Origin of the sequence: Miniphocaeibacter halophilus (genome assembly GCF_016458825.1) — a bacterium.
GTDB classification, from domain to species: Bacteria; Bacillota; Clostridia; order Tissierellales; family Peptoniphilaceae; genus Miniphocaeibacter; species Miniphocaeibacter halophilus.
Genome location: NZ_CP066744.1, coordinates 1,230,639 through 1,253,489 on the forward strand (window position 1 = coordinate 1,230,639; position 22,851 = coordinate 1,253,489).

Below are 22,851 nucleotides of genomic sequence, written 5' to 3' on the forward strand. Positions count from 1 at the left end.
ATTACATTCCCTCATGGAAAGTTCTGTTGATTATATCGTCCTGTTGCTCCTTTGTTAGATTTATAAAATTTACAGCATAACCGGAAACTCTTACAGTTAATTGAGGATATTTTTCAGGATGTTTTTGAGCATCTATTAAAGTATCTTTTGTAAATACATTTACATTTAAATGGTGGCCACCTTTTTCAGAGTAGCCGTCTAACATAGCAACTAAATTATCAATTTGTGAATTATTGACTTTCATTAATATCTCCTTTCAATTAATCTAGGTCTAAATTTGGAATTTCGCAGGATTCACAAATTTTATTTTCAAACTCAAATTCTAAATCTCCTTGTAATATATTTAGTTCCTTTCCCAAAGCGTCTGGAACAATTGAAAAAGTGTTAGATATACCGTCTTGTGAATCTCCAAATGGTAATTTTGCAACAGATGATAAAGAAGCTAAAGCACCTTTTTTATCCCTTCTATGCATTGGATTTGCACCTGGAGCAAATGGTTCTCCGCCCTTTCTTCCATCAGGAGTAGAGCCGGTTTTTTTACCATAGACTACATTTGAAGTAATTGTTAATATTGACATTGTAGGTATAGAGTTTCTGTATGTTTTGTGCTTTCTAATTTTATTCATAAATCTTTCTACTAAATCAACAGCAAGTTCATCAACTCTATCGTCATTATTTCCGTATTTTGGATAATCGCCTTCTATTTCATAGTCGGTTATAATTCCATCTTCATCACGAATTGCCTTAACTTTTGCATATTTAATAGCAGATAATGAATCAGCTACAACAGAAAGTCCGGCTATACCTGTAGCAAAATATCTTTTTACATCCCTATCATGAAAGGCCATTTGTACTCTTTCATAGGCGTATTTATCATGCATATAATGTATAACGTTTAAAGTATTAACATATAGCTCTGCTAACCATTCCATCATACTGTCATATTTTTCCATTACATCGTCATAATTTAAATATTCCGTATTTACCGGTCTATATTTTGGTCCAACTTGTACTTTTGATTTTTCATCAATACCGCCATTAATTGCATATAGTAAACATTTAGCAAGATTTGCCCTAGCTCCAAAAAATTGCATTTCCTTTCCAACAGCCATAGAGGAAACACAGCAGGCTATTGCGTAATCGTCACCTAAACTTGGCCTCATTAGTTCGTCGTTTTCGTATTGTATAGATGAAGTTAAAATGGAAATTTTTGCACAATATCTTTTAAAGTTTTCCGGAAGTTTTGGAGACCAAAGCACTGTTAAATTTGGTTCCGGGGAAGTTCCTAAATTCACTAAGGTGTGTAAATATCTAAAGGAGTTTTTAGTAACTAAAGATCTTCCGTTTGTTCCCATTCCAGCAATTGATTCAGTTACCCAAGTAGGATCCCCTGAAAACAATTCGTTATATTCCGGAGTTCTTGCAAACTTTACAAGTCTTAATTTCATTATAAAATGGTCGATTAATTCTTGGGCTTCTTTCTCGGTTAAAATTCCATTTTTTAAATCCCTTTCAATATAAATATCTAAGAAGGTTGAAGTTCTTCCAATACTCATAGCAGCTCCGTTTTGTTCTTTAACGGCAGCTAAATAAGCAATATACAACCATTGAATAGCCTCTTGAGCATTTTTAGCAGGATTGGAAATATCGAAACCATAAATTTCACCTAATTCCTTTACCTCGTTTAAGGCTCTTATTTGTTCAGAAAGCTCTTCTCTTAGTTTTATATTTTCATCGTTCATTGTCATTCCTTCAGTACTAAGGAGTTGGTCTTTTTTATCTTCAATTAAAAAGTCTACACCGTACAAGGCAAGTCTTCTATAGTCACCAATTATCCTTCCTCTACCATAGGCATCAGGAAGACCGGTTATAATACCTGATTTTCTTGCCTTTCTCATTTCACTTGTATAAACATCATAAACTCCACTATTATGAGTTTTTCTGTATTTTGTAAAAATATCTATAATATTATCATCAACATCGTAGCCATAGGACTTACATGCTGCAACGGACATTCTTATACCACCAAAAGGCTGTAATGACCTTTTAAAAGGTTTATCTGTTTGAAAACCAACAATTTTTTCTAAATCTTTATTTAGGTAACCGGCTTTATGGGAGGTAATAGTAGAAATGATTTTTGTATCCATATCCAATACTCCGCCGGCATCTCTTTCCTGTTTACGTAAATCTGTTACAGTCTCCCAAAGTTTTTTTGTTGAATCAGTAGGAGAGCATAGGAAACTGTCGTCTCCCTTATATTCAGTATAATTTTCTTGAATAAAATTTCTTACGTCAACTTTCTTTTGCCAAGTACCATTTGAAAATCCCATCCATTCTTTTCTCATAAAATCTCCTTAATTTATAAATAAATGAGTAATAAATTCTAAATAATTAAATCCTATTTAAATAGTAGGTATTGCAAATAAAATTTTTATCTTTGCATACTTATTATATCTTAATTAATAATGGATATCAGTGAACATGATCACGTATTATTGTGTATTTATGTAATATTAGCTAGGTATTTAATTATTTTTATAATTGTAACCCAATAAAGAATATATTAAAATGAGCTAAATCACTTTGTTATTATTTATTTAAAAATATTAGCAATTTAAATTGTGAAACGCAAATATACGTTTAAATATTTAAATACACCTAGTAATATTTTTATGCTAATATCTATATATTAGCTAGGGAGTGAATAATATGGACAATAAAAGAGTTTTAATTATAGAAGACGATGTAGAAATAAATAAGCTATTAAGTAAAATACTAGAAGAAGCAAATATAAACTCCGTACCGGCTTATTCGGGAACGGAAGGGCTTTTACAATTTAAGACAAATAAATTTGATTTAATTTTACTGGACCTAATGTTGCCAGGAATAAACGGTGAAGAGTTTTTAAAAGAACTAAGGGAAACATCTTTAATTCCGGTTATAATTATTTCTGCAAAATCCACCTTAGATGACAAGGTAGGACTACTTCGTTTAGGCGCAGATGATTATATTACTAAGCCTTTTGCAAAGGAAGAAGTTAAGGCAAGGGTAGAAGTACAGCTTAGAAGAAGAGAATTCTTGAATAATAAGGAAGAAAATATTTTGGTTTGGAAGGATTTAATTTTAGACAAAAAACAAAGAATTGTAAAATTAAAGGAAGAATCTATGGACTTAACTAATTCGGAATTTGATATTTTACAACTTTTAATGGAAAATCCTAAAAAGGTTTTTTCAAAAAGGAATATTTTTGAAAAAATTGGCAAGGGCTTATATTTAGGAGATGACAATACAATTAGTGTACATGTATCCAATATAAGAAAGAAGTTTTTAAAAGTAACAAAAGAGGAATATATTAAAACCGTTTGGGGAATAGGATTTATTTTAGATTAATTTTAATCTTTATGAATTCTTTAAGATTTACTTAAAGCTTTTTAAAAAATATTTCCTTATAATGAAATTAAGATAAAAAAAGGGAGATATAAAATGCAAGATATTATAATAAAAACCAGAAATCTAAATAAAAAATACAATGATTTTTATGCCATAAAGGATTTTTCTTTTGAATTAAAACATGGGGAAATCTGTGGCATAATTGGGAAAAACGGAGCTGGGAAATCCACTTTTTTCAAATCATTATCAGGACAAATATTTCCAACATCCGGAGAAATGGAAATCTTTAATAAGACAGGTAAGGAAATATTAGAGGCAAGAAAACGAATAGGATTTATGATAGAGGCACCGGAGTTTTTTGGAGACTTTACAGCCGAGCAAAATTTAGAGTATTTTAGAAGGCAAAAGGGAATTCCGGAAAAAAATATAGTTAGTAAAATGCTTAATATAGTAGAGTTAGAACATAGAAGTAAGAAAAAATTCAAAGAATATTCTATGGGAATGAAACAAAGACTGGGACTGGCTTTAAGCTTAATGAACAACCCGGATTGTTTAATATTAGATGAACCGACAAATGGACTTGACCCTGAAGGAAGAAACGATATTAAGAGATTATTACTTAAATTAAACAGGGAAAACAATGTTACAATTATGATTTCAAGTCATATTCTTACAGAAATAGAGGCAATTGGAAGTAGATTTGTTTTTGTAAAAGATGGGAAAATAGTTAAGGATTTAAGTAAAGAGGAACTTTATTCTACAAGTCGAAAGGCTATAAAATTTAAAGTTGATAATACAGCTAAAGCCACTCAAGTGTTAGAGCGTGAATTTACAGGAATTGAATATAAGGTTTTAGCAGATTCAGAAATAATCATTTATAATTTATTAGAAAAATCACCTGAAATTAATACTAAATTAGCAAGTAATGGAATTTTAATATATAACTTTACAATTGAAGGGGAAAATTTAGAAGAGTATTTCTTAGATTTAATAGGTGGGAAAAGTTATGAATAATTATATAAAAAGTGAAATATACCGTTTTAATAATAAGAAAACCTATAGGAATACAGTAATAGTTCTTCTTTCCTTGGTAGTTCTAGTAGCAATGGGGATTGTATTTTCAAATATAAAGTATACAGTAAAAGAACCATTAACAAACATAGCTTTTTTTGGAATAGTAATGTCACAGGATACAATTATGTATATAGTGGCTGTAATTATTGCCGATATTTTACTTGGCAAGGATATAGGAGTAATTAAGGCTTCAATTAATTCAGGTATTACAAGGGAAAGAATTTTTAAGGACAAATTTAAGATATCGTTAATATCCTTTACAGTATTGGAGGTATTAATAATAGTAGTTAGCTCTATAATAGGAGTTGTGCTTATAGGTAATTTCAATATTAACGATTTTAAACTATATCTTGTCTCCCTAGTAAACATGTTTCCAATAAAAATATCTGTATTAGCAATAGCCCATGTTTTAGGAATATTTGGAAATAGATTTGCCCTGCTCTTTATATTGGGAATATATGAATTTTTAGGTGCTATTTTAGGTGCTGCATCTTCATTGAATATTATTATAGAAAAAATTTATAGTATAAGTCCTAAAGGAATATCAGATACAATAAAGGCGAATTTTGCAAAAGAAGAAATTGTTTTTATGCCAAAAGCTTGGATAGTAGGAATAGGAATATTTTTTCTTGTATTTTTTCTGGGATATAGTAAATATAAAAAGAAAGATTTTTAGGTAAATAAAATGATTAATTATATGAAAAGTGAAATTTACAGATTTAATAGAAAGAAAACCTTTAGTATATTGTTGGCAATTACATCTATCTTAATATTATCACTTGTAATAGTATTAAATATAGCTGGTAGGGGTAGCAGTACTTTTGAATATAACAATATTATGTTTTTATATAGAAATGTAGTCGGTGAAGGACCATTAATAATAATGCTTGGTTTTATTGTTTCCAACATACTTTTAGGAAAGGATTTAAATCTTATAAAAGCATCAATACATGGTGGAGTAAGTAGAAGTAAAATCTTTTGGTCAAAATTTCTTATAGGAACAGGATACTATATTTTATTAGGAATAATTCTAGTTGGAATAACCATTATTTTAGGACAGGTATTTTTAAAAGGAACAGAAGACCCAGGAATAAAAAATTATATAATGGCCTTATTGAATATGTTACCAATTTTAATATCGGCCTTTGCAATATCATATACTTTTGGAATATTTAAAATAAAAAGTTCATCTATTATAATATTCTTATTATTTGTATATGGAGTATTAGAACCTATACTAAATTTATTTACCGGTATTTTTGAACCGTTAACTAAAATTCTTGGATATTTGCCTTATGCAATATTTTTAAATAATTTAGAGTATTTAAGAAATAAAAATGTTGTATTTATGTCAGAGGCTTGGATAATAGGTATAATAATAACAATAGCAGTGCTAATAATAGGATATAGGAAATTCAAGAAGAAGGATTTTTAATTTTATAGACAAATAAATTTCAGAGGAATCTTAAGAATATACGAAAAGCAGTTATTGATGATATTAAAATATTATTAGAAAATGATAAACTTATTAGTAAGGAAGAATTAAGAAACTTAATAAATCTTTCTAGAGTCTATATAATAGAAGAAGATAAAGAACTTATTGGCTGGTTACGATATAATCTTTTTTGGGACAGTATACCATTTATGAATATGTTGTATATTTTAGAAGCGTATCGTAAAAAAGGATATGGAAGAAAATTGGTTTTATATTGGGAAGAAAACATGAAAAAGCTAGGACATAAACTAGTTATGACATCTACTGTATCAAGGGAATATTCCCAACATTTTTATAATAAACTAGGCTATACAACTATTGGTGGATTTACTTTGTTAAATGAGCCTTATGAAATTATTATGGAAAAAGTATTATAATTAAATAACTACTAAGAGGTGGTAAAAATAAACTACCATATAATAATATATATAGTTTTAATTGCAACAATAGCATATTTGATTTTTAAACTATATATTAATAAGAAAAATATAAAAAACTTAATAAGGCAAATTAAAGAAATTAGATTATTGGAGGATTCTAATAAATTATTAACGTCTTTAGACTTATCGGACTCAACTACAGAATTAATAGAAGAAATTAATAAATTAATAGAAGAGAATACAAAAAGTAAAAAAGAGGCAAAAAAACAAAACCTTAAATTTAAGGAAGAGGTAACTAATCTCTCCCATGATTTTAGGACACCTGTTACTTCAATAAAAGGCTTTGTTGAATTAATTCAAGATGGTAGTATTTCAGAAGAGGAAAAAGAAGAATATATTAACATAGTAAATAATAAGATTAACATATTAACAGATACAGTTGAAGCCTTTTATGAAATATCTAAATATGAATCAGAGGATTATAAAATAGAATTAGAGCCGCTTTCCTTATATGAAGTTGCAGTAGAAAATATTATTCCCTTTTATGAGGATTTTAATAAGAAAAACATAGATGTAGAAATTAAAATAGATGAAAATATTCCTAAAATCTTATTGGACAAAAGAGCAAGCAGTAGAATTTTTATAAATCTAGTGCAAAATGCCCTTACTTATGCTGAAAGTTATTTTAAATTAGAAATAGTTGAAGAAGAATGCTTAAAAATAATCGCTAAAAACAATAGTAATAATATTAATGAAAAAATTATCGACAAAATATTTGACCGTACCTTTATGGGACGTGACTTTAGGGAAGCCGGTAGGTTTGGACTAGGACTTTATATAGTAAAGGAACTAGTGGTTTTGCAAAATGGGAAAATAGATGCAAATTATGAAAACAATGAATTTACAATAGAAATATGTTTTTAAAAATAAACTGCCCTTGATTTAAAATCAAACTTCTTCGGAGTAGAAAATCTGCTCCGATTTTTGTTTTCAGTTTAAAATGCTAGTTATAACTAGACAGTGACTATATATTAAACTAAAATGAAGGAAAGGAAGTTTTATTCACTAAGGGGGACAATAACCCATATTTTAGAGTAAGAACAACTATAATCTAGACCAATAATTATATTAGCTGGAATATAAAAAGGATTAGAATAATATGGTTTATTTTATGTTATAATAGCAGCGTTATTAGACTATATACTAATATTAAGATAGAATGAAAATTATTATCGATATAATGAGAAGGAACATGTAATAATTTTTAAATAGTTTTTTATAAAATTACGGAGGGTAATAATGAATAATATTGATATTTCTCTAGTCAATATTAATAACACAGATAAGGATTTTATTCATTACTGTCAAGAGAAAATGGATTGCTTCTTAGTAATTAAGGGATTTGTCACTATAGGAGTCAATAATGAAGAATATATTCTCAAGGAAAATGATATTATTGTAACCAATAATGGAGATAGGTATTATTTGGTAGGTAATGAATCCAATATAGTAATAAAGATGACAATAGATATTGACTATTTATCTGAGATATATTCTGAAATAAGAAGCTATACATTTTTATGCAATCCTAAAGATGAGAAAATTAGTAGTGGAAATAAGTACGTGAATTTAAAATCTTCTATTAGTAAGATTCTTTATATAAACCTTGAAAAGAAAAAAGGCTATAAATTCGAGTTGTTTTCACAGTTTTTTGATTTTATTAAATATTTATTAATAAATTTTGGCATAAAGAACCGACAGATTAATGAAATAATAAAAGCCGATAAGGATTTTTCAAATATTAAGAAATATATATCTTGTAATTACAATAAGACTATTACATTAACCGATTTAGCAAAAAAAAATTATATATCTCCTCAATATTTTTCAAAACTATTTAAATCTAAAATTGGAATTGGATTTCATAAATATATAACCAATATAAGAATAGATAATTCCATTCAAGATTTATTGTTTACTGATGAAACTATAGTAAATGTTGCGTTGAAGAATGGATTTCCAAGTTCTAAATCATTTTCTACAAATTTTAAAGATAGATATAAATTAACTCCTACAGAATACCGTTTGAAAAATCAGGACAAAATAAAGTATAGTGAATTTGAAGTAAAGGAATTTAATCCTTCTTCAACGGATACTATTATGGAATTAAAAAGGTATATAAAAAAATATGAATTATTTAAAACAGAAATGAATCCTAAAAATGATCTTGATATGATTAAGATAAATTTAGATTTGGACTCTAAGGAATATTTAGATGTTCCAACTCCAATTATAAATATTTTGAATATAGATTTTCTTGAAAATGATATAACGATTCAACAACTAAAATATGTTAAAGATAAATTTAATGTAAAATATGTTTATTTTTCTGCATTTGATGATATTAAAATTGAAAATGTTTTAGGTCATTCACCTTTGAAATTATATGGAATATATAAATATTTAGATCCATTATATATTCAAAAATTATACCCATTTTTCAAAATTGATTTTTCTAATGTTTATTTTAAAGTTTTAAAAGGGTTATTTACACTAAAAGAATATTATGAATATCTAGAGCAAAGTTTAAATTCTATAGTTAAAATATTTCCTTTATATTATATTTCAGATTTTAAATTTGAAATTACTAATGATTCCTTTGTTAATCAAAAAGATTATATAGATTTTTATAACAACTGCTATAGAATTATTAAGAAATCTTTGGGGGAAGTAAGTATAGGAATTAAAACTTTTTACAATAGATTTGAACCATCAAAAAAAGAGATTATAGAACTTTTGGAAAAAATCTGCAAATAATTTAGATTTTATAACTTTCTCTTGTGATCCAACGGAATATGTAAATAATCTTGCAGATGAAGGAATTAAAGAAATTTCAAGTTATTCTGATTTTTTAATCAATGATATTTCAACAATTTTATTTAAGTATGGAATTAATGATATACCAATCTATATGCTAGACTGGAATACAGTTACTTCATCAGATTCTACTGCTCTTTCAGGAACGTTTTTTAGGTCAGCAATAATTTTTGAGAGTATTTTAAAAAACTATAATGATCTTAATGGAATTGGTTTTTATCTTGATACATATAGGACTATAGTTGAAAGAGAAGATAAAAACGAAGGAATACTAGGGCTTTTTCTAACTTTAAAAATAAAGAGACCAATATTTTTTGTGTTGGATATATTTCATAAAATCAATCATAATAAAATCTTATATAGGAATGACAATATATTAATTACTCAAGAAAATGATAAAGAATATAATATAGTAATTTATAATCCTAACTACATACATCCATTATTGTCAGTAGATTATAAATTTACGGAGCAATTAACAAAAGAAATATCAATAGTAATAAAGAACTTTATAGACGGATATTACCAAATAAAGAAATTCATCTATGATAATAGTAGTGATGGAATTTATAGCCATATTGATAAATTGGGATTTCCAGGATATATAGATGAAGAAATAGTGGAATATTTGGAAAATTCAATAGCACCAAAACTTACAATTATCAATATACATATAAATGGAGATTTCAATTTAAATGTGGATTTAAAATTTAATAGTATAGTTTTTTATAGAATAAAGAAAATTAATTAATTTAAATATATTTACAATAGAAATAGAAAAAGTTCCTTTAATTATTAATTAAAGGAACTTTTTCTATTGAGTAGATAACTTCAATGCACGCTTTTATTAACTATATTGTATTTATAGTATCTTTATAGGATAAAAAGAACGGTTATTAATTTCCTGATTTTATTTTCCGTTATTTTTATATGCGAATTTCTTAATAATGCATTAATAATTGAATAGAAACGTTTTCAATTATTGTTTAAAATTATTATATAAATATTTGGAGGTTAAAAATGAAAGATTATTTGAAAATTGCAAATAGCCCTTTGCTCTTTGTATTATGTTTTATTACAGTTGGTTTTGTAATGATTCAGGCTATACTATTTATGAGAAAAGCATGGAAGCAAGGGATAAAACTTGGAATGTCTAAGGAAATAATGAAAAAAACAATAAGGAGTAGTTCGATTTTTTCGATTATACCAAGTTTACCTATTCTATTGGTTTTAGTGGTATTAATGCCAAATCTAGGTAAATTTTTTCCATGGCTACGTTTAAGTGTTATAGGTTCTGGTCCTTATGAAAATATGGCAGCTAATGCAACGGCACAAGCATTTGGTTTACAGAGCATATCCAGCAGTGGATTTACCGCAGAAATCTTTGTAAGTACAATGTTTGTTATGACAATAGGAATAATATGGGGACCTTTGTATACTATGTTAGGGTCTAAATATATTCAAAAGGGAATGAATCTAATAAAAGGAAAACAGGAAAAAAATTATAAGGATATTTTTGCAGTAATGTTCATTTCTTTACTATGTGTTTTTGGTGGAACTTACTTTGCATCACCCTTTAAAGTATCTCAAACCGGCATAGTTGGAATAGTTCCTTTACTAGTGGTAATTACATCTGCATTATTTATTTGGTTATTTGATTATATTGTGCTTAAGACAAAAATCAAAATATTACAAGAGCTTGCTTTTCCTTTATGTTTAATAATAGGAATGGGTTCAGCTATTTTATTTACACTAATTTTAAGTTAGGGAGGGAACAATGAAAAAAAATAATGATTATTATTCATCTATACATAGACTTGGAAGAATTTCTACGTTGATAGTTATTATATTGATGTTTATGATACCTATAGTAACAATGTTTGTATTTAATATTAAGGTGGATTGGAAAACTACATTAGCAGCTGCAGCACAACTTTGTATTGTATTTATACCTACTCAATTTACAGAGGTTGTTTCATTTTCGCCTATTCTAGGATCCGGAGGTACATATTTATCCTTCGTAACAGGTAATGTGTCAAATATGAAATTACCGGCAGCTTCATCATGTCATAAAATGGCAAAGGTAGATCCTTCTAGCGATGAGGGAGAAGTAATTTCAGTATTGGCTATAGGAGCTTCATCAATTGTAACAGCAGTGATTCTATTCTTAGGAATATTTTTGCTATCACCAGTTGTGAAGTATCTACAAAGTGATATTATTCAACCTGGATTTAATAATATAATGCCAGCATTAGTTGGAGCTATGTTAATGCCATATTTATTAAAAAAACCTAAGATAGCAGTAGTTCCTTTCTTAATAGCGTTAATTGCTGGAATTATATTACCGGCTGCAACTTATTCGAATCTTCAAGGCTTTTTATTATTGGGAACAATGGTCATATCAGTAATATCTGTAATAGTAATGAATAGAGAAAGGAATATTAGGTGATTAAATGAATGAAAAAAATAAAATAATTTCGTTAATTGAAGAAAAAAAACAAAAATACTTCGATGCAAGTGATAAAATTTGGGAATATGCTGAAATTAGATTTGACACTCCAAAATCAGCTAAAGTATTATGTGATTTATTAGAAGAAGAATCCTTTAAAATGAAAAAAGGACTTGCAAATATGGAAAATGCTTTTATTGCCACATATGGTTCAGGAAAACCCATTGTTGGAATTTTAGCAGAATATGATGCTTTAACTAATTTAAGTCAAGTTCCGGATATTCCAGAGAGAAAATTTTTAATAGATAATGGAAACGGACATGGATGTGGTCATCATGTACTAGGAACAGGAGCAGTTGCAGCAGCAATTGGAATTAAGGATTATTTACAAGAAAATAAGATAGAAGGAACAATTAAATTATTTGGTTGTCCGGCAGAAGAAAGCGGTTACGGTAAGGCCTTTATGGCTAGAGAAGGGATATTTAGTGATTTAGATGTGGCTTTAGCATGGCATCCTTGGGATTCAAGTGGGGCATGGATTAGTAGTTCTTTAGCTGTATTGCAAGTCTATTTTAATTTTGTAGGAATAGCATCTCATGCTGCTGCTATGCCTGAAATGGGAAGAAGTGCTTTAGATGCAGCTGAAATTATGAATGTTGGAGTGAATTTTTTAAGGGAACATATTATTGATGAAGCTCGCATACATTACGCTTTTATAGATGCAGGTGGTAAATCTGCAAATGTAGTACAGCCTACTGCAAGTTTGCATTATTTTATACGTGCACCTAAAACAGAACAGGCTCTTGATATATATAAGAGGGTTGTTAAAATTGCAGAAGGAGCTGCTCATATGACAGAGACACAATTAGAAATTGTATGGGATTCTGCAGCAGCAAATTATATACCTAATCAAACTTTAACAAAAGCGATGTATAGTAATTTAAAAGAAATCACACCTATTGAGTATTCAACGGAAGAAATTGAATATGGAAGTAAATTTTTTAATACAATAGATGATTCTATGAAAAATAGCATAAGAAATAGAGCTAGAACTTTATTTTTAGAAGAAGAAAAAATTCGAGAATTAAGTAACTCACCATTAATATCAGAGATTTTACCCTATGATGCCTTTAAGAATATGGGAGGATCAACAGACGTAGGTGATGTAAGTTGGAATGTTCCAACAGGTCAGATTATGGTAACTTGTGCTCCACAAGGTACTCCTGCCCATTCTTGGCAATGGGTTGCAACTGGCAAATCAAGTATTATGCATAAAGGTATGATAACTGCAGCTAAGGCTATAGCAATGACTGCGTATGATATTATAAAAAAACCGAATTTGTTAGAGGAAGCGAGAAAAGAGCATGTAGTAAATTTAGGAGGAGAAAAATATAAAAGTGCTATTCCAAAAAATGTAGTTCCAAAATAGGATTTTTATTTTAGAAGGTTAGAAATAATAGGGAAATTCATATTAGAATTTCCCTATTATTTCTTTAATTTCAATTATTATATCATATTAGAATTATAAGAAATGACCACTAATAATTTAGAATATTTTTATACGATATTGTGTATTTCTTTTGTATTTTTAAAAGTAAGTTCAGTATTATATTAATTAAATATATATTTATAACTAGACAGTGGCTATATATTAAACTAAAATGAAGGAAAGGAAGTTTTATTCACTAAGGGGGAAAACATGGTTAAGGATTTTATAAGAAGATTAAAGGAAAAATATATAGAAAATCAAGTGAATAATACTGAAATACCAAAATTTTCAGATTCGGAAATAGTGAATAAAAATTTTAAATTTTCCGGAAAAGTACAAGGTGTAGGATTTAGATTCCAATTTATGTTAATGGCACAAGAATTAGAATTAGTTGGTTGGGTTAAAAATTTAAGTGATGGTAGAGTAGAAGCTGAAGTACAGGGACCAAGGAATAAAATTGAGTTTTTAGTTGACAGTATGAAAAACAAGCCAATAATTAGAATTAATAATATAGAGGAGAAAGAACAAGCATTAAATAATAAACTAAAAGAATTTAAGGCTGTATATTAAGTGAAAATCTGGCGGTAGCATAATCGTCAGGTTTTTTGTTAAGATTATTTTGAGGTGATCCTATGATAGATAAAGGTATTTTTACTAAAGGTATAAAATTAAATGAAACCGAAGATAGAATATTGGAGTATATTTTTAATAATTTAGAAAATATAGAGGGAAAAAGTGTAAGAGAATTAGCAAAAGATATTTATACATCACCGGCAAGCATTATACGAGTTTCTCAAAAACTTGGGTTCAAAGGATATTTAGAAATGTATTATTTTTTAATAAATAATTATGTAAAGAAGGAAAAGGAAAATTTATTATCATCTAATATAATTGATAATAATATAGTTGAGCAAATAAGAAAAATATATAAAGTGAATAAAGAAAAAATAATATTTATTTCTGCAACGGGATTTTCTGGAATTATTGGAGAATATTTGTTGAAAAAATTGTTGGTTAATGGTATTAGAACTATGCAAGTAGGAGCTCAAGATTCTTTAGGAATAATTAATAGCAATTTAGATAGTATAAGTTTTTTAATAACAATATCTAAATCCGGTGAGACCGATAATTTAATAGATAAGATTAAACGCTGTAAAAAAGAAGGAATACCTACGGTTCTTTTTACTGGTGACGAAAATAGTAGGGCAGCAAAACTTTCAGATTATATTTTCATTACAGAGGATGATAATAAATTTGATACACAAAATATGACCTATACTAAATATTATGGTAATTTACTAAACACCTTTGAATTGTTTGTTGATGTTTTCAAAAGATAAACTGATGAAATTAATTTATTATAAAGTTATAACAAACTACTAACATAAAAAATAATAGTATCTGAAACAAGTTACAGCAACTGAAACAAAGTGCAAAAATGGCTATTTAATGGACATTGTTGCACTTTTTGTTTAATATGGATTTATCAAAACAAAGGGGGATAAAAATATGAAAGAACGTTTTATGAATGCAATGCAAAAGTTTTCAAAGGCGATTTTTGTACCGGTACTAATATTACCAATAGCAGGTATATTAATTGCAGTGGGAAATATATTTACTAATCAAGGATTAATTGAAAGATTTCCTTTTATGAATAATCCAATTACAATTGGATTTGGGACAATTCTTTCTTCTTCGTTAGTACCAATACTTACAAATTTGGGAATAATTTTTTGTGTGGGAATAGCGCTGGGGTTAGCAAAGAAGAAAAAGGCAGAAGCAGCTTTTACATCTGTATTAGTATATTTGATATTTTTAAATGCTATGAATAAATTTATGGAGCTAAGAGGAATACTAGCAGATGCCGAAAACTTGCGAGGAACAGGGCAGCAGATGGTTTTAGGTGTTCAAGTACTGGATATGGGAGTTTTTCTAGGAATTATTTTAGGATTATTAACTGCTTACATATTTAATAAATTTATAGATACAGAATTTAAAAACGCTTTTCAAGTATATGGAGGAGCCAGATTTGTTTTTATTGTATTAATACCATTAGTTGTTTTTTTAGCAATTTTATTAACATATATTTGGCCTGTAGTTCAGTCCGGAATAAACAATCTAGGTTTAATAATACAGAGAAGTGGTAATTTTGGTCTGTTTTTATATGGAATGTTAGAGAGATTGTTGATAATTACAGGTTTGCATCACTTAGTCTATACTCCATTTTTATATACTTCCTTAGGTGGAGTGGCAGAAATAGGGGGAGAAATATTTGAAGGAGCTAGAAACATTTATTTTGCTGAAATGGCGGATCCTTCAATTAGTATTTTATCAAGTAGTGTTATATGGGATGCTAGGGGAATAGCAAAAATGTTTGGATTAATTGGGGCTTGTTTAGCAATGTATTCAACAGCAAAATCAGAAAAGAAAGCAAGGGCAAGAGCCGTATTATTACCGGCAGCAGTAACTTCATTTACAGCAGGAGTAACTGAACCAATAGAATTTTCTTTCATGTTTATTTCTCCACTTTTATTTGTGATACACAGTGTCTTAAGTGGCTTGAGCATGGTAGTACTAAATATTTTAGGGTCAAGAGCGATAGGGCCTAATGGGATAATAGACTTTCTATTATACAATTTACCATTGGGAATAGGAAAAACTAGATGGCCTATTTATATTTTTGTAGGAGTTTTATTCTTTGTAATATATTTTTTGGTATTTAGAACCTTAATATTGAAATTAAACTTAAAAACAATAGGCAGGGAAGATACTGAAGAAACAAAATTATATTCAAAAAAAGAATATGTAAATAGGAAAGAATCAGAGAAAAAAGATAGTAATGTAGAAGATTTATCAGAATCTATTGTAAATTATTTAGGAGGTAAAGAAAATATATTATCTGTAGATAACTGTTATACGAGATTAAGGCTTAAGATTAATGATGTTGATTTAATTAATGAAAATCTTTTAAAAGAAGAAACAAATGCTAAGGCAGTTATTAAAAGTGGAAATAATATACAAGTTGTATATGGAGTTGAAGTTAAAAAAATAAGAGAAAAATTAGATAAATATTTAGAGACTGTTGTTGAGTAAGGAGATATTATGGAAAAATTTTCAGTAGTAATTGCAGGTGGAGGTAGTACTTTTACACCTGGAATAGTAATGATGTTGTTAGATAATGCAGATAGATTTCCTTTAAGAAAATTAAAATTATACGACAATGATAAGGAAAGACAAGAAGTTTTAGGTAAAGCTTTAGAAATATTAATGAAGGAACAAGCGCCGGAAGTTGAATTTTCATATACCATAGATCCTAAAGAAGCTTTCGCAGATATTGACTTCTGTATGGCTCATATAAGGGTTGGAAAATATGAAATGAGAGAAAAAGATGAAAAGATTCCTTTGAAACATGGTGTTGCAGGACAAGAAACATGCGGGCCAGGTGGTTTAGCTTATGGAATGAGAAGCATAACCGGTATGTTGGAGCTCATAGATTATATGGAAAAGTACTCACCAGATGCATGGATGTTAAACTACTCAAATCCTGCAGCCATAGTTGCAGAAGCCTGTAGAATATTAAGACCTGACTCGAAAGTACTAAATATTTGTGATATGCCGGTGGGAACTCTCAGAAGAATGTCACAAATAATCAATAAAAACCCAAAGGATTTAGATGTTTCATATTTCGGATTAAATCATTTTGGATGGTGGACAAGTGTAAAAGATAAGTCCGGAAAAGAGTATATAGATGAAATAAAGGAATATGTATCCCAAAATGGATATTTAACACAAGTAGAAGTAGATACACAACATACAGATCCAAGTTGGCAAGAAACTCATAAAAAAGCGAAAGATTTATTGGCAGTTGATCCTAGATTTTTACCAAATACGTATTTAAAATATTATTTATATCCTGATTATGTTTATGAAAATATGGATTGTACTTATACAAGAGCTAATGAAGTAATGGATGGAAGAGAAAAACAGGTATTTGATGAAGCGAGAAAAATAATTAAAAAAGGGACAGCTAAAAACAGTGGATTCCATATAGATGCTCATGCTTCATTTATAGTGGATTTAGCTTGTGCAATTGCATTTAATACCCATGAAAGAATGATAATGATTGTAGAAAATAACGGAGCAATTGCTAATTTTCCGGATGATGCAATGGTTGAAGTACCATGTATAGTCGGTTCCGATGGACCGGAAGCTATATGCCAAGGGAACATTCCTATGTTTGAACAAGCACTTATGTTCCAGCAAGTAACAGTTGAAAAATTATTAGTGGAAGCGTATATAGAGAAGAGTTATCAAAAATTATGGCAGTCTTTTACACTATCTAAAACTATACCCAGTGCAAAAGTAGCAAAAGATATTTTAGATGATTTAATTGAAGCTAATAGAGACTACTGGCCGGAATTACAATAAAAATAGATTAAAAAAACCTCCATAACGGAGGTTTTTTTAATCTACTGGTATGCCAATAACTAATTCAAATATTCCATTTTCTGCTACTGTACTTATATTTCCACCATATTTTAAAACCGTTTCTCTTATACTGGAAAGTCCTATGCCATGGTGTTTTTTATCTTTTTTAGTCGTTATAAATTTTCCGTTTTTTTCAAGAGGATTTTCACTAAGGGGATTTTTAATCTGGAGCATAAAAAGTCCCTTGTCCACCCTAAGTCTAAAGATTATTTTTCTATTATTGGTTTTTAAATTTGCTTCTATGGCGTTATCTAAAGCATTTCCCAGTAAAGAGGACAAGTCAATATCTGAAATTTCCAACTTTTCCGGTACGGAAATTCTATAGTCAAATTCTATCTTATACTCCTCCATTAAATCCAATTTATTGTCTAAAATTGCATTTATAGTATTGTTTTTAGAAATCTGCCTTCCTTTTTCAAAGGCGGAAGATGAAGTTAGGTTTGTTAGGTAGTCATTTGCCCTATTATAGTCTTTTTTTTCCAATCATAGCCTGTACTGTAAGTAAATGGTTTTTCATATCATGTCTAATAGTACGAACTAATTTTTGTTCCCTTTGTAAGCCACTGTAATAATTTTCCTTTATACTTTCCAAGGCATCTTTTTCTAAAAGTTCCTCGTGTTTTGTTAAAACCTTTATGGCTGTAAATAAGGCTAGGGTTGACAAAAATACCGAGGGAAATATAATATATCCAATTTTATTTAGCATATCATGAACTTCATAATAGTAGTCACTGGCTACATATTCGGGTTTTGTAATATCGGTAAATATATCCAGTAAAGCTCCAAAACCTATATTACTAAAACCTATAATTATAAAAAATAGTCCGGTAGATAATCCACCTAGTAACAACCATAATTTTTTAGATAGTTTTACTTCTATATTTCCCATATATTTAAGTAAAATATTTGAAATAATAATCCAAGAAAGAGCCTTTACAATATACAAGTATTCTTCATTTGGAAAGAACTTAAAGTCATTGCTAATAAAAATAGTACTGACAACTAAATTAAAGGAGGTTAATAGTAGGTAGAACATCAAGGATATTATAAATTTGTTTGTAGCCCTTCCTATAAAGGACAGCTGGAAAATAACTGCATAAAAAATTAATAAAACTATTATATTTGAGTCCCCTAGGTAATCAACACTTCCAATAGATAGGGAAAAAGGCAGTAAGGCTAGTAATTTCAAGGCTTTATTATTTTTAAGTGGAACTATTTTTGAAACTAGTCTTACTAAAAAATATGATGCAAACAGTGTAAGAATAATTACAATTGGGTCTAAAATTATATTATCTAATTTTAACATATACACCTCAATTTAAAAGATTTCTACTTAATTCAATTACAGCCTTGTCCTGGTAGGTTCTACTAATTGGTAGTTCAATATTGTCAACAAGAACTGTGTCGGACTTTATTTGCCTTACTGCCTTTGAATTAACCAGGTACCTTTGGTGTATTCTAACAAAATTTCCCTTAATACTCTCTTCTATATTATTTAATTTTTCATAAAATTCATAATTATTTTCTCTGGTAACACAAATTACCTTTCTAGCCTTTGAATAAAAATATAAGATATCCTTTTTAGGAATTCTGTATATTCCATCAATATTCTTACAGGTAAAGACCTCTTCTTCATTTTTATCTAAGTTTAGGAGTGTTCTTGTAATAATCTTATTTAAATCCTCTTCCTTAGCAGGTTTTAACAAGTAGCTTAAGGCATTAACGGAGTAGCCGTCAAAAACAAAGTCAGGATGACTTGTAACAAATACTATTTGTAAATAGTCGTTTTCTTCTCTAATTAGCTTGGCTGTTTCCATTCCGTTCAGTCCCGGCATTTCAATATCTAAAAACAATAAATCAATTTCATTTTTGTTTTTCTTATGCCACTCTATAAATTTTTCCCCACTGGAAAATTCATAAATAACATATTCTATGTTTCTATTTTCTAAAATTTTTTCAAGACCAAAATAAGTAGTAAAACTTGCTTCCTTAGAGTCGTCGCAAATTCCTATACGAAGCATATAATCACCTTCCTTATGTTTAATAATTGTACCATGATGGCAGTTTCTTTCAAAACCGAATATTACATTAGAAGTGTAATTCATTACATTTTTAATTTTATTTGTAAAAAGATTACATGGTTTATGTAAAACTTTTCAAGGGGAAAAACAAATATTTTTCTAAATGGTATTATTCAATTAATAAATAAGGGACAAAAAATACAGGAAAATTTATACAAGTATAGACCTATAAATCGAAATTATTTTTAGTTCTTAAATACTAGGAGGTAAAAAATGGCAATATTAGAAATTAGTAATTTAAAGAAAAGTTATAAATCCGGTAATTCAAATTTACAGGTGTTAAGGAATTTATCCTTAAAGGTAGAAGAAGGGGAATTTGTTTCTATAATGGGTTCCAGCGGAAGTGGGAAGTCTACCTTATTAAATTGTATTTGTCGTTATATAGACTATGAATCTGGCCTTATTAATTTAAAGGGTAATGATATTGGAAAATTCACAGAAGAAGATTTAGCAACTATGAGAAATACAAATATAGGTTTTATATTTCAAGACTATATGTTACTAGATGGTTTGAATTTAATAGAAAATACCTGTGTTCCATCAATAATTTCCAAAATGAAAAAAACAAATACCATGTATGAAAGTATGGAGGAGAAGGCAAAGAATCTCTTGAATCTATTTGGTTTAGCAGAAAAAATGGACTCTTTTCCGGCAGAGTTGTCAGGAGGGCAAAGACAAAGGGTTTCAATAGCCAGGTCACTAATTAACAGTCCGGACATTATCTTAGCAGATGAGCCAACAGGAAACTTAGACAGTAAGTCTGCAAATGAAGTAATAGATTCCTTTACAAGAATAAAGAAGGATTTAAACACCAGTATATTAATGGTTACCCATGACATGTACTATGCAAGTTATAGTGACAAGGTGTTTATTTTAAACAAGGGTGAAATAAGTAAGGTCTTAGTTAATAAAGGCAATAGGAAAGAATTACAAGATGAAATTGTAGAAGCCTTTGCAAATATGGACAGGAGTTAAGTATGTTAAATTATAAATTAATAAGTAAAAAATTAAAAAAGTATAACAAAAAAGAATATTTTCAGTTTAATACCAGCATATTAATTGCTTTTACCTTAATATTTACATTTGCAAATCTCTACATGAGTAATACCTTACAGAAGATTATGGAGTATGGAACAGACTCTAACCAGATGATAATGTCAATCTTCATTTTATGTATGGTAGGCTGCACCATGCTTGTAATTTATTCGGCAGAGGTATTCTTAAAATATAAAAGTAGGGAGATAGGTGTTTTTATATCCTTTGGCCTAACAAAAAAAGAATTTGTAAAAATCATAGCAAAGGAAATACTAGCTATAGTTATAAAACTTACATTAATTGCAGGAATCTTGTCCCTAGTCTTTTCCTTTGGAATTTGGAAGTTTTTCCAAATAATCTATTCAAAATATACAATAGAAAATCTGTCTTTAAATACTAAAGGTATAATAATAGGAATTATATTTTCACTATTTATATTTGTAATAGTTTATCTAAGATTATTTATTTATATTAGACGATATGATGTTATGGAACTAATGCATTCAAGGTCAAGGACGGACAAGTTGAAAAGGCTGAAAAAACCATATTTATATTTAGGATTAATCCTAAGTGTTGCAGGAGTTTCAATAGGTTATTTTCTACCACAATGGTATACGATTAATTTTGATAAATCTGCACCGTCCATTTTTTCCCTAGCCTATATATTTTCATTTATAGGAATATATATGGTCCTCTATTACTTTATTTCCAATCCAAAAAAATCAAGTAAAAGATTGGAAAAATACTATAACAATATTGCTTATTACAATATTACAAGGCTTCAAGGAAAACAGATAATTGGCTCTATGTTTTCAATGATTTTAATATTTGGTGTATTTACCTTCTCCTTCTTTAACCTTGTAAACCAAAGTGGAGGATTAAGGGAAGAAAAAATGGAATATGATTTTTCTATACCACTAAGACTGGAAAATAGCATCTTAGATAAAAATATAATACAAGAAATAGCTAAAGAACATAAGATAGGAATTGGAACTTACAAGGAATATGAATTTAGTGAACTATTGTCCGGAAGTAATGTTAGAACTTGGGATGACAATGCTGAAAATATTATAGAAAAAGTAGTTGAGGAATACAAATATTATGAATTTATTTCTGAGTCTGAATACAATAGTCTATCTAATAAGAAGATAGATGTAGAAGAAGGCCAATATATAAATCTTGTTAGAAAAAATAATAAATATAATTCATGGGAGTCAGACGATGATTTACAAAATATTAAGTCAGTAGATGGAAAACAGATGAAGGTGAACTACCAAGAGACTTTGGAAGATGACCTTTTAGTAGACAGAGGATTGTCATGGAATAAAAGGTATATTTTAGACGATGGGGACTATGAAAAACTAACAAGGGGTATTTCAGAAGGACAAAAGATTAAGAACATAGTATTTAGCATAGAAGGGGAGAAAAAGTTTGAATTTTCTGAAGATGTTTTTGACTATATTTTAGAAAATTCCCCAAAAGAAATGGCGGTACAAACAGACTATGATAAAAATCTTCACAAGCTGGTAAAAAACTCCGGTAGGCAATGGTATACAGTAGAGCTTGAAGAATATGAAACAGAAGGGGCCTATCTTGTAAGCTTGAACAAGGATAATTCTGAATTACAAGGAAATTGGAAGTACTATCCGAGAATGAATTATTATGAAAACACAGCTTCCTTTGTACTAAATCTGGTAAAGGTCTTATTGTGTGGTTTTATAGTAATAATAGCCTTAACGGCAACTGTTTTTATAACCTATAATAGGGCAAGTTCGATATTTTTCAACAATATTAATCTTTTTAAGAGTATGAAGAAACTAGGAGCAACAAATAAGAATATATTAAGAGACATTAAAACCATTAATAGAAGAACTATAATCTATCCTGTTATTGGTGGAGGAATACTGGCCTTTACTATTATATCTATAATAATACTTTCTCAGGTTCCATTAGGAATAGAGATTATAGCAGATTTAATACTTTTACTAATGGCCTATTTAATAGTAATTGTAGTAAAGCAAAAAGCTTTAAAAAATATAGAAAAAGCAGTAGTAGAAAAACTATAGAAAAGTTGATAAATAATTGAAATTTTA

22 protein-coding genes are annotated in these 22,851 nt (G+C 28.5%); 17 read left to right on the plus strand and 5 right to left on the minus strand.

Annotated elements, in window-relative coordinates:
- Window position 1 precedes the first annotated feature (1 nt).
- A complete protein-coding gene (grcA3, locus tag JFY71_RS06045; RefSeq protein ID WP_275955176.1) occupies window positions 2-244 on the minus strand; it encodes an autonomous glycyl radical cofactor GrcA3 in 243 nt (80 codons plus the stop codon).
- Between the two features lie 16 nt (window positions 245-260).
- Window positions 261-2,345, minus strand: a complete 2,085-nt coding sequence (gene pflB / locus JFY71_RS06050; RefSeq protein ID WP_243659925.1) for a formate C-acetyltransferase — start codon at window positions 2,343-2,345, stop codon at window positions 261-263.
- A gap of 364 nt (window positions 2,346-2,709) precedes the next feature.
- Here pflB and JFY71_RS06055 point away from each other — a divergent pair, with 364 nt between their 5' ends.
- The 15 genes from JFY71_RS06055 (at window position 2,710) to JFY71_RS06125 (ending at window position 17,582) form a co-directional block, all read left to right on the plus strand.
- Window positions 2,710-3,390, plus strand: coding sequence for a response regulator transcription factor (locus tag JFY71_RS06055; RefSeq protein ID WP_243659926.1), 681 nt, complete (start codon window positions 2,710-2,712; stop codon window positions 3,388-3,390).
- 93 nt (window positions 3,391-3,483) lie between these two features.
- The gene (locus JFY71_RS06060; RefSeq protein WP_243659927.1) at window positions 3,484-4,404 is read left to right on the plus strand and encodes an ABC transporter ATP-binding protein; all 921 of its coding nucleotides are present in this window, start codon (window positions 3,484-3,486) and stop codon (window positions 4,402-4,404) included.
- Window positions 4,397-5,140: a hypothetical protein gene (locus tag JFY71_RS06065; RefSeq protein ID WP_243659928.1), complete on the plus strand. Its 744-nt coding sequence runs from the start codon at window positions 4,397-4,399 to the stop codon at window positions 5,138-5,140. The genes JFY71_RS06060 and JFY71_RS06065 overlap by 8 nt, the downstream gene beginning before the upstream one ends.
- Window positions 5,141-5,149: 9 nt before the next feature.
- Window positions 5,150-5,899 carry a hypothetical protein gene (locus tag JFY71_RS06070; RefSeq protein ID WP_243659929.1) on the plus strand — a complete coding sequence of 250 codons (750 nt, stop codon included), beginning with the start codon at window positions 5,150-5,152 and terminating at the stop codon, window positions 5,897-5,899.
- Window positions 5,900-5,991: 92 nt separating this feature from the next.
- A complete protein-coding gene (locus JFY71_RS06075) occupies window positions 5,992-6,336 on the plus strand; it encodes a GNAT family N-acetyltransferase (RefSeq protein ID WP_263457765.1) in 345 nt (114 codons plus the stop codon).
- Between the two features lie 78 nt (window positions 6,337-6,414).
- Window positions 6,415-7,263, plus strand: coding sequence for a sensor histidine kinase (locus tag JFY71_RS06080; RefSeq protein WP_243659930.1), 849 nt, complete (start codon window positions 6,415-6,417; stop codon window positions 7,261-7,263).
- 375 nt (window positions 7,264-7,638) lie between these two features.
- The gene (locus JFY71_RS06085; RefSeq protein WP_243659931.1) at window positions 7,639-9,156 is read left to right on the plus strand and encodes a helix-turn-helix transcriptional regulator; all 1,518 of its coding nucleotides are present in this window, start codon (window positions 7,639-7,641) and stop codon (window positions 9,154-9,156) included.
- Between the two features lie 10 nt (window positions 9,157-9,166).
- Window positions 9,167-9,967, plus strand: a complete 801-nt coding sequence (locus JFY71_RS06090) for a GH39 family glycosyl hydrolase (RefSeq protein ID WP_338041883.1) — start codon at window positions 9,167-9,169, stop codon at window positions 9,965-9,967.
- A 269-nt stretch (window positions 9,968-10,236) separates the two neighbouring features.
- Window positions 10,237-10,983 carry a DUF5058 family protein gene (locus JFY71_RS06095; RefSeq protein WP_243659932.1) on the plus strand — a complete coding sequence of 249 codons (747 nt, stop codon included), beginning with the start codon at window positions 10,237-10,239 and terminating at the stop codon, window positions 10,981-10,983.
- Window positions 10,984-10,993: 10 nt separating this feature from the next.
- Complete coding sequence (locus tag JFY71_RS06100; RefSeq protein ID WP_243659933.1) at window positions 10,994-11,665, plus strand: hypothetical protein; 672 nt, start codon at window positions 10,994-10,996, stop codon at window positions 11,663-11,665.
- Window positions 11,666-11,669: 4 nt separating this feature from the next.
- Window positions 11,670-13,094, plus strand: a complete 1,425-nt coding sequence (locus JFY71_RS06105; RefSeq protein ID WP_243659934.1) for a M20 family metallopeptidase — start codon at window positions 11,670-11,672, stop codon at window positions 13,092-13,094.
- A gap of 270 nt (window positions 13,095-13,364) precedes the next feature.
- A complete protein-coding gene (locus JFY71_RS06110) occupies window positions 13,365-13,724 on the plus strand; it encodes an acylphosphatase (RefSeq protein ID WP_243659935.1) in 360 nt (119 codons plus the stop codon).
- 62 nt (window positions 13,725-13,786) lie between these two features.
- Window positions 13,787-14,494 carry a MurR/RpiR family transcriptional regulator gene (locus tag JFY71_RS06115; protein WP_243659936.1) on the plus strand — a complete coding sequence of 236 codons (708 nt, stop codon included), beginning with the start codon at window positions 13,787-13,789 and terminating at the stop codon, window positions 14,492-14,494.
- 169 nt (window positions 14,495-14,663) lie between these two features.
- On the plus strand, window positions 14,664-16,247 hold the full coding sequence (locus JFY71_RS06120) for a PTS transporter subunit EIIC (protein ID WP_243659937.1): 1,584 nt from the start codon (window positions 14,664-14,666) through the stop codon (window positions 16,245-16,247).
- 9 nt (window positions 16,248-16,256) lie between these two features.
- Window positions 16,257-17,582: a 6-phospho-alpha-glucosidase gene (locus JFY71_RS06125; RefSeq protein ID WP_243659938.1), complete on the plus strand. Its 1,326-nt coding sequence runs from the start codon at window positions 16,257-16,259 to the stop codon at window positions 17,580-17,582.
- Between the two features lie 36 nt (window positions 17,583-17,618).
- Here JFY71_RS06125 and JFY71_RS06130 read toward each other — a convergent pair whose 3' ends face one another.
- The 3 genes from JFY71_RS06130 to JFY71_RS06140 are packed head-to-tail and all read right to left on the minus strand — an operon-like array spanning window position 17,619 to window position 19,663.
- The gene (locus tag JFY71_RS06130) at window positions 17,619-18,125 is read right to left on the minus strand and encodes an ATP-binding protein (RefSeq protein ID WP_243659939.1); all 507 of its coding nucleotides are present in this window, start codon (window positions 18,123-18,125) and stop codon (window positions 17,619-17,621) included.
- Window positions 18,106-18,948, minus strand: coding sequence for a hypothetical protein (locus tag JFY71_RS06135; protein WP_243659940.1), 843 nt, complete (start codon window positions 18,946-18,948; stop codon window positions 18,106-18,108). Before JFY71_RS06135 ends, JFY71_RS06130 begins: the two co-directional genes overlap by 20 nt.
- Before the next feature lie 7 nt (window positions 18,949-18,955).
- Window positions 18,956-19,663 (minus strand): LytR/AlgR family response regulator transcription factor, encoded by a 708-nt coding sequence (locus tag JFY71_RS06140; protein WP_243659941.1) that lies wholly within the window; start codon window positions 19,661-19,663, stop codon window positions 18,956-18,958.
- A 273-nt stretch (window positions 19,664-19,936) separates the two neighbouring features.
- Here JFY71_RS06140 and JFY71_RS06145 point away from each other — a divergent pair, with 273 nt between their 5' ends.
- Complete coding sequence (locus tag JFY71_RS06145; protein ID WP_243659942.1) at window positions 19,937-20,698, plus strand: ABC transporter ATP-binding protein; 762 nt, start codon at window positions 19,937-19,939, stop codon at window positions 20,696-20,698.
- A gap of 2 nt (window positions 20,699-20,700) precedes the next feature.
- On the plus strand, window positions 20,701-22,824 hold the full coding sequence (locus JFY71_RS06150) for an ABC transporter permease (RefSeq protein ID WP_243659943.1): 2,124 nt from the start codon (window positions 20,701-20,703) through the stop codon (window positions 22,822-22,824).
- The last annotated feature ends 27 nt before the right edge of the window (window positions 22,825-22,851 follow it).

Bases quoted from the DNA above. Each gene is read 5' to 3' on its own strand.
- JFY71_RS06110 (WP_243659935.1), top strand. From the start codon at position 13,365: ATGGTTAAGGATTTTATAAGAAGATTAAAGGAAAAATATATAGAAAAT.
- JFY71_RS06115 (WP_243659936.1), top strand. From the start codon at position 13,787: ATGATAGATAAAGGTATTTTTACTAAAGGTATAAAATTAAATGAAACC.
- JFY71_RS06150 (WP_243659943.1), top strand. From the start codon at position 20,701: ATGTTAAATTATAAATTAATAAGTAAAAAATTAAAAAAGTATAACAAA.
- JFY71_RS06125 (WP_243659938.1), top strand. From the start codon at position 16,257: ATGGAAAAATTTTCAGTAGTAATTGCAGGTGGAGGTAGTACTTTTACA.
- JFY71_RS06100 (WP_243659933.1), top strand. From the start codon at position 10,994: ATGAAAAAAAATAATGATTATTATTCATCTATACATAGACTTGGAAGA.
- JFY71_RS06085 (WP_243659931.1), top strand. From the start codon at position 7,639: ATGAATAATATTGATATTTCTCTAGTCAATATTAATAACACAGATAAG.
- JFY71_RS06140 (WP_243659941.1), bottom strand. From the start codon at position 19,663: ATGCTTCGTATAGGAATTTGCGACGACTCTAAGGAAGCAAGTTTTACT.
- JFY71_RS06135 (WP_243659940.1), bottom strand. From the start codon at position 18,948: ATGTTAAAATTAGATAATATAATTTTAGACCCAATTGTAATTATTCTT.
- JFY71_RS06055 (WP_243659926.1), top strand. From the start codon at position 2,710: ATGGACAATAAAAGAGTTTTAATTATAGAAGACGATGTAGAAATAAAT.
- JFY71_RS06065 (WP_243659928.1), top strand. From the start codon at position 4,397: ATGAATAATTATATAAAAAGTGAAATATACCGTTTTAATAATAAGAAA.
- JFY71_RS06060 (WP_243659927.1), top strand. From the start codon at position 3,484: ATGCAAGATATTATAATAAAAACCAGAAATCTAAATAAAAAATACAAT.
- JFY71_RS06105 (WP_243659934.1), top strand. From the start codon at position 11,670: ATGAATGAAAAAAATAAAATAATTTCGTTAATTGAAGAAAAAAAACAA.
- JFY71_RS06095 (WP_243659932.1), top strand. From the start codon at position 10,237: ATGAAAGATTATTTGAAAATTGCAAATAGCCCTTTGCTCTTTGTATTA.
- grcA3 (WP_275955176.1), bottom strand. From the start codon at position 244: ATGAAAGTCAATAATTCACAAATTGATAATTTAGTTGCTATGTTAGAC.
- JFY71_RS06070 (WP_243659929.1), top strand. From the start codon at position 5,150: ATGATTAATTATATGAAAAGTGAAATTTACAGATTTAATAGAAAGAAA.
- pflB (WP_243659925.1), bottom strand. From the start codon at position 2,345: ATGAGAAAAGAATGGATGGGATTTTCAAATGGTACTTGGCAAAAGAAA.
- JFY71_RS06145 (WP_243659942.1), top strand. From the start codon at position 19,937: ATGGCAATATTAGAAATTAGTAATTTAAAGAAAAGTTATAAATCCGGT.
- JFY71_RS06120 (WP_243659937.1), top strand. From the start codon at position 14,664: ATGAAAGAACGTTTTATGAATGCAATGCAAAAGTTTTCAAAGGCGATT.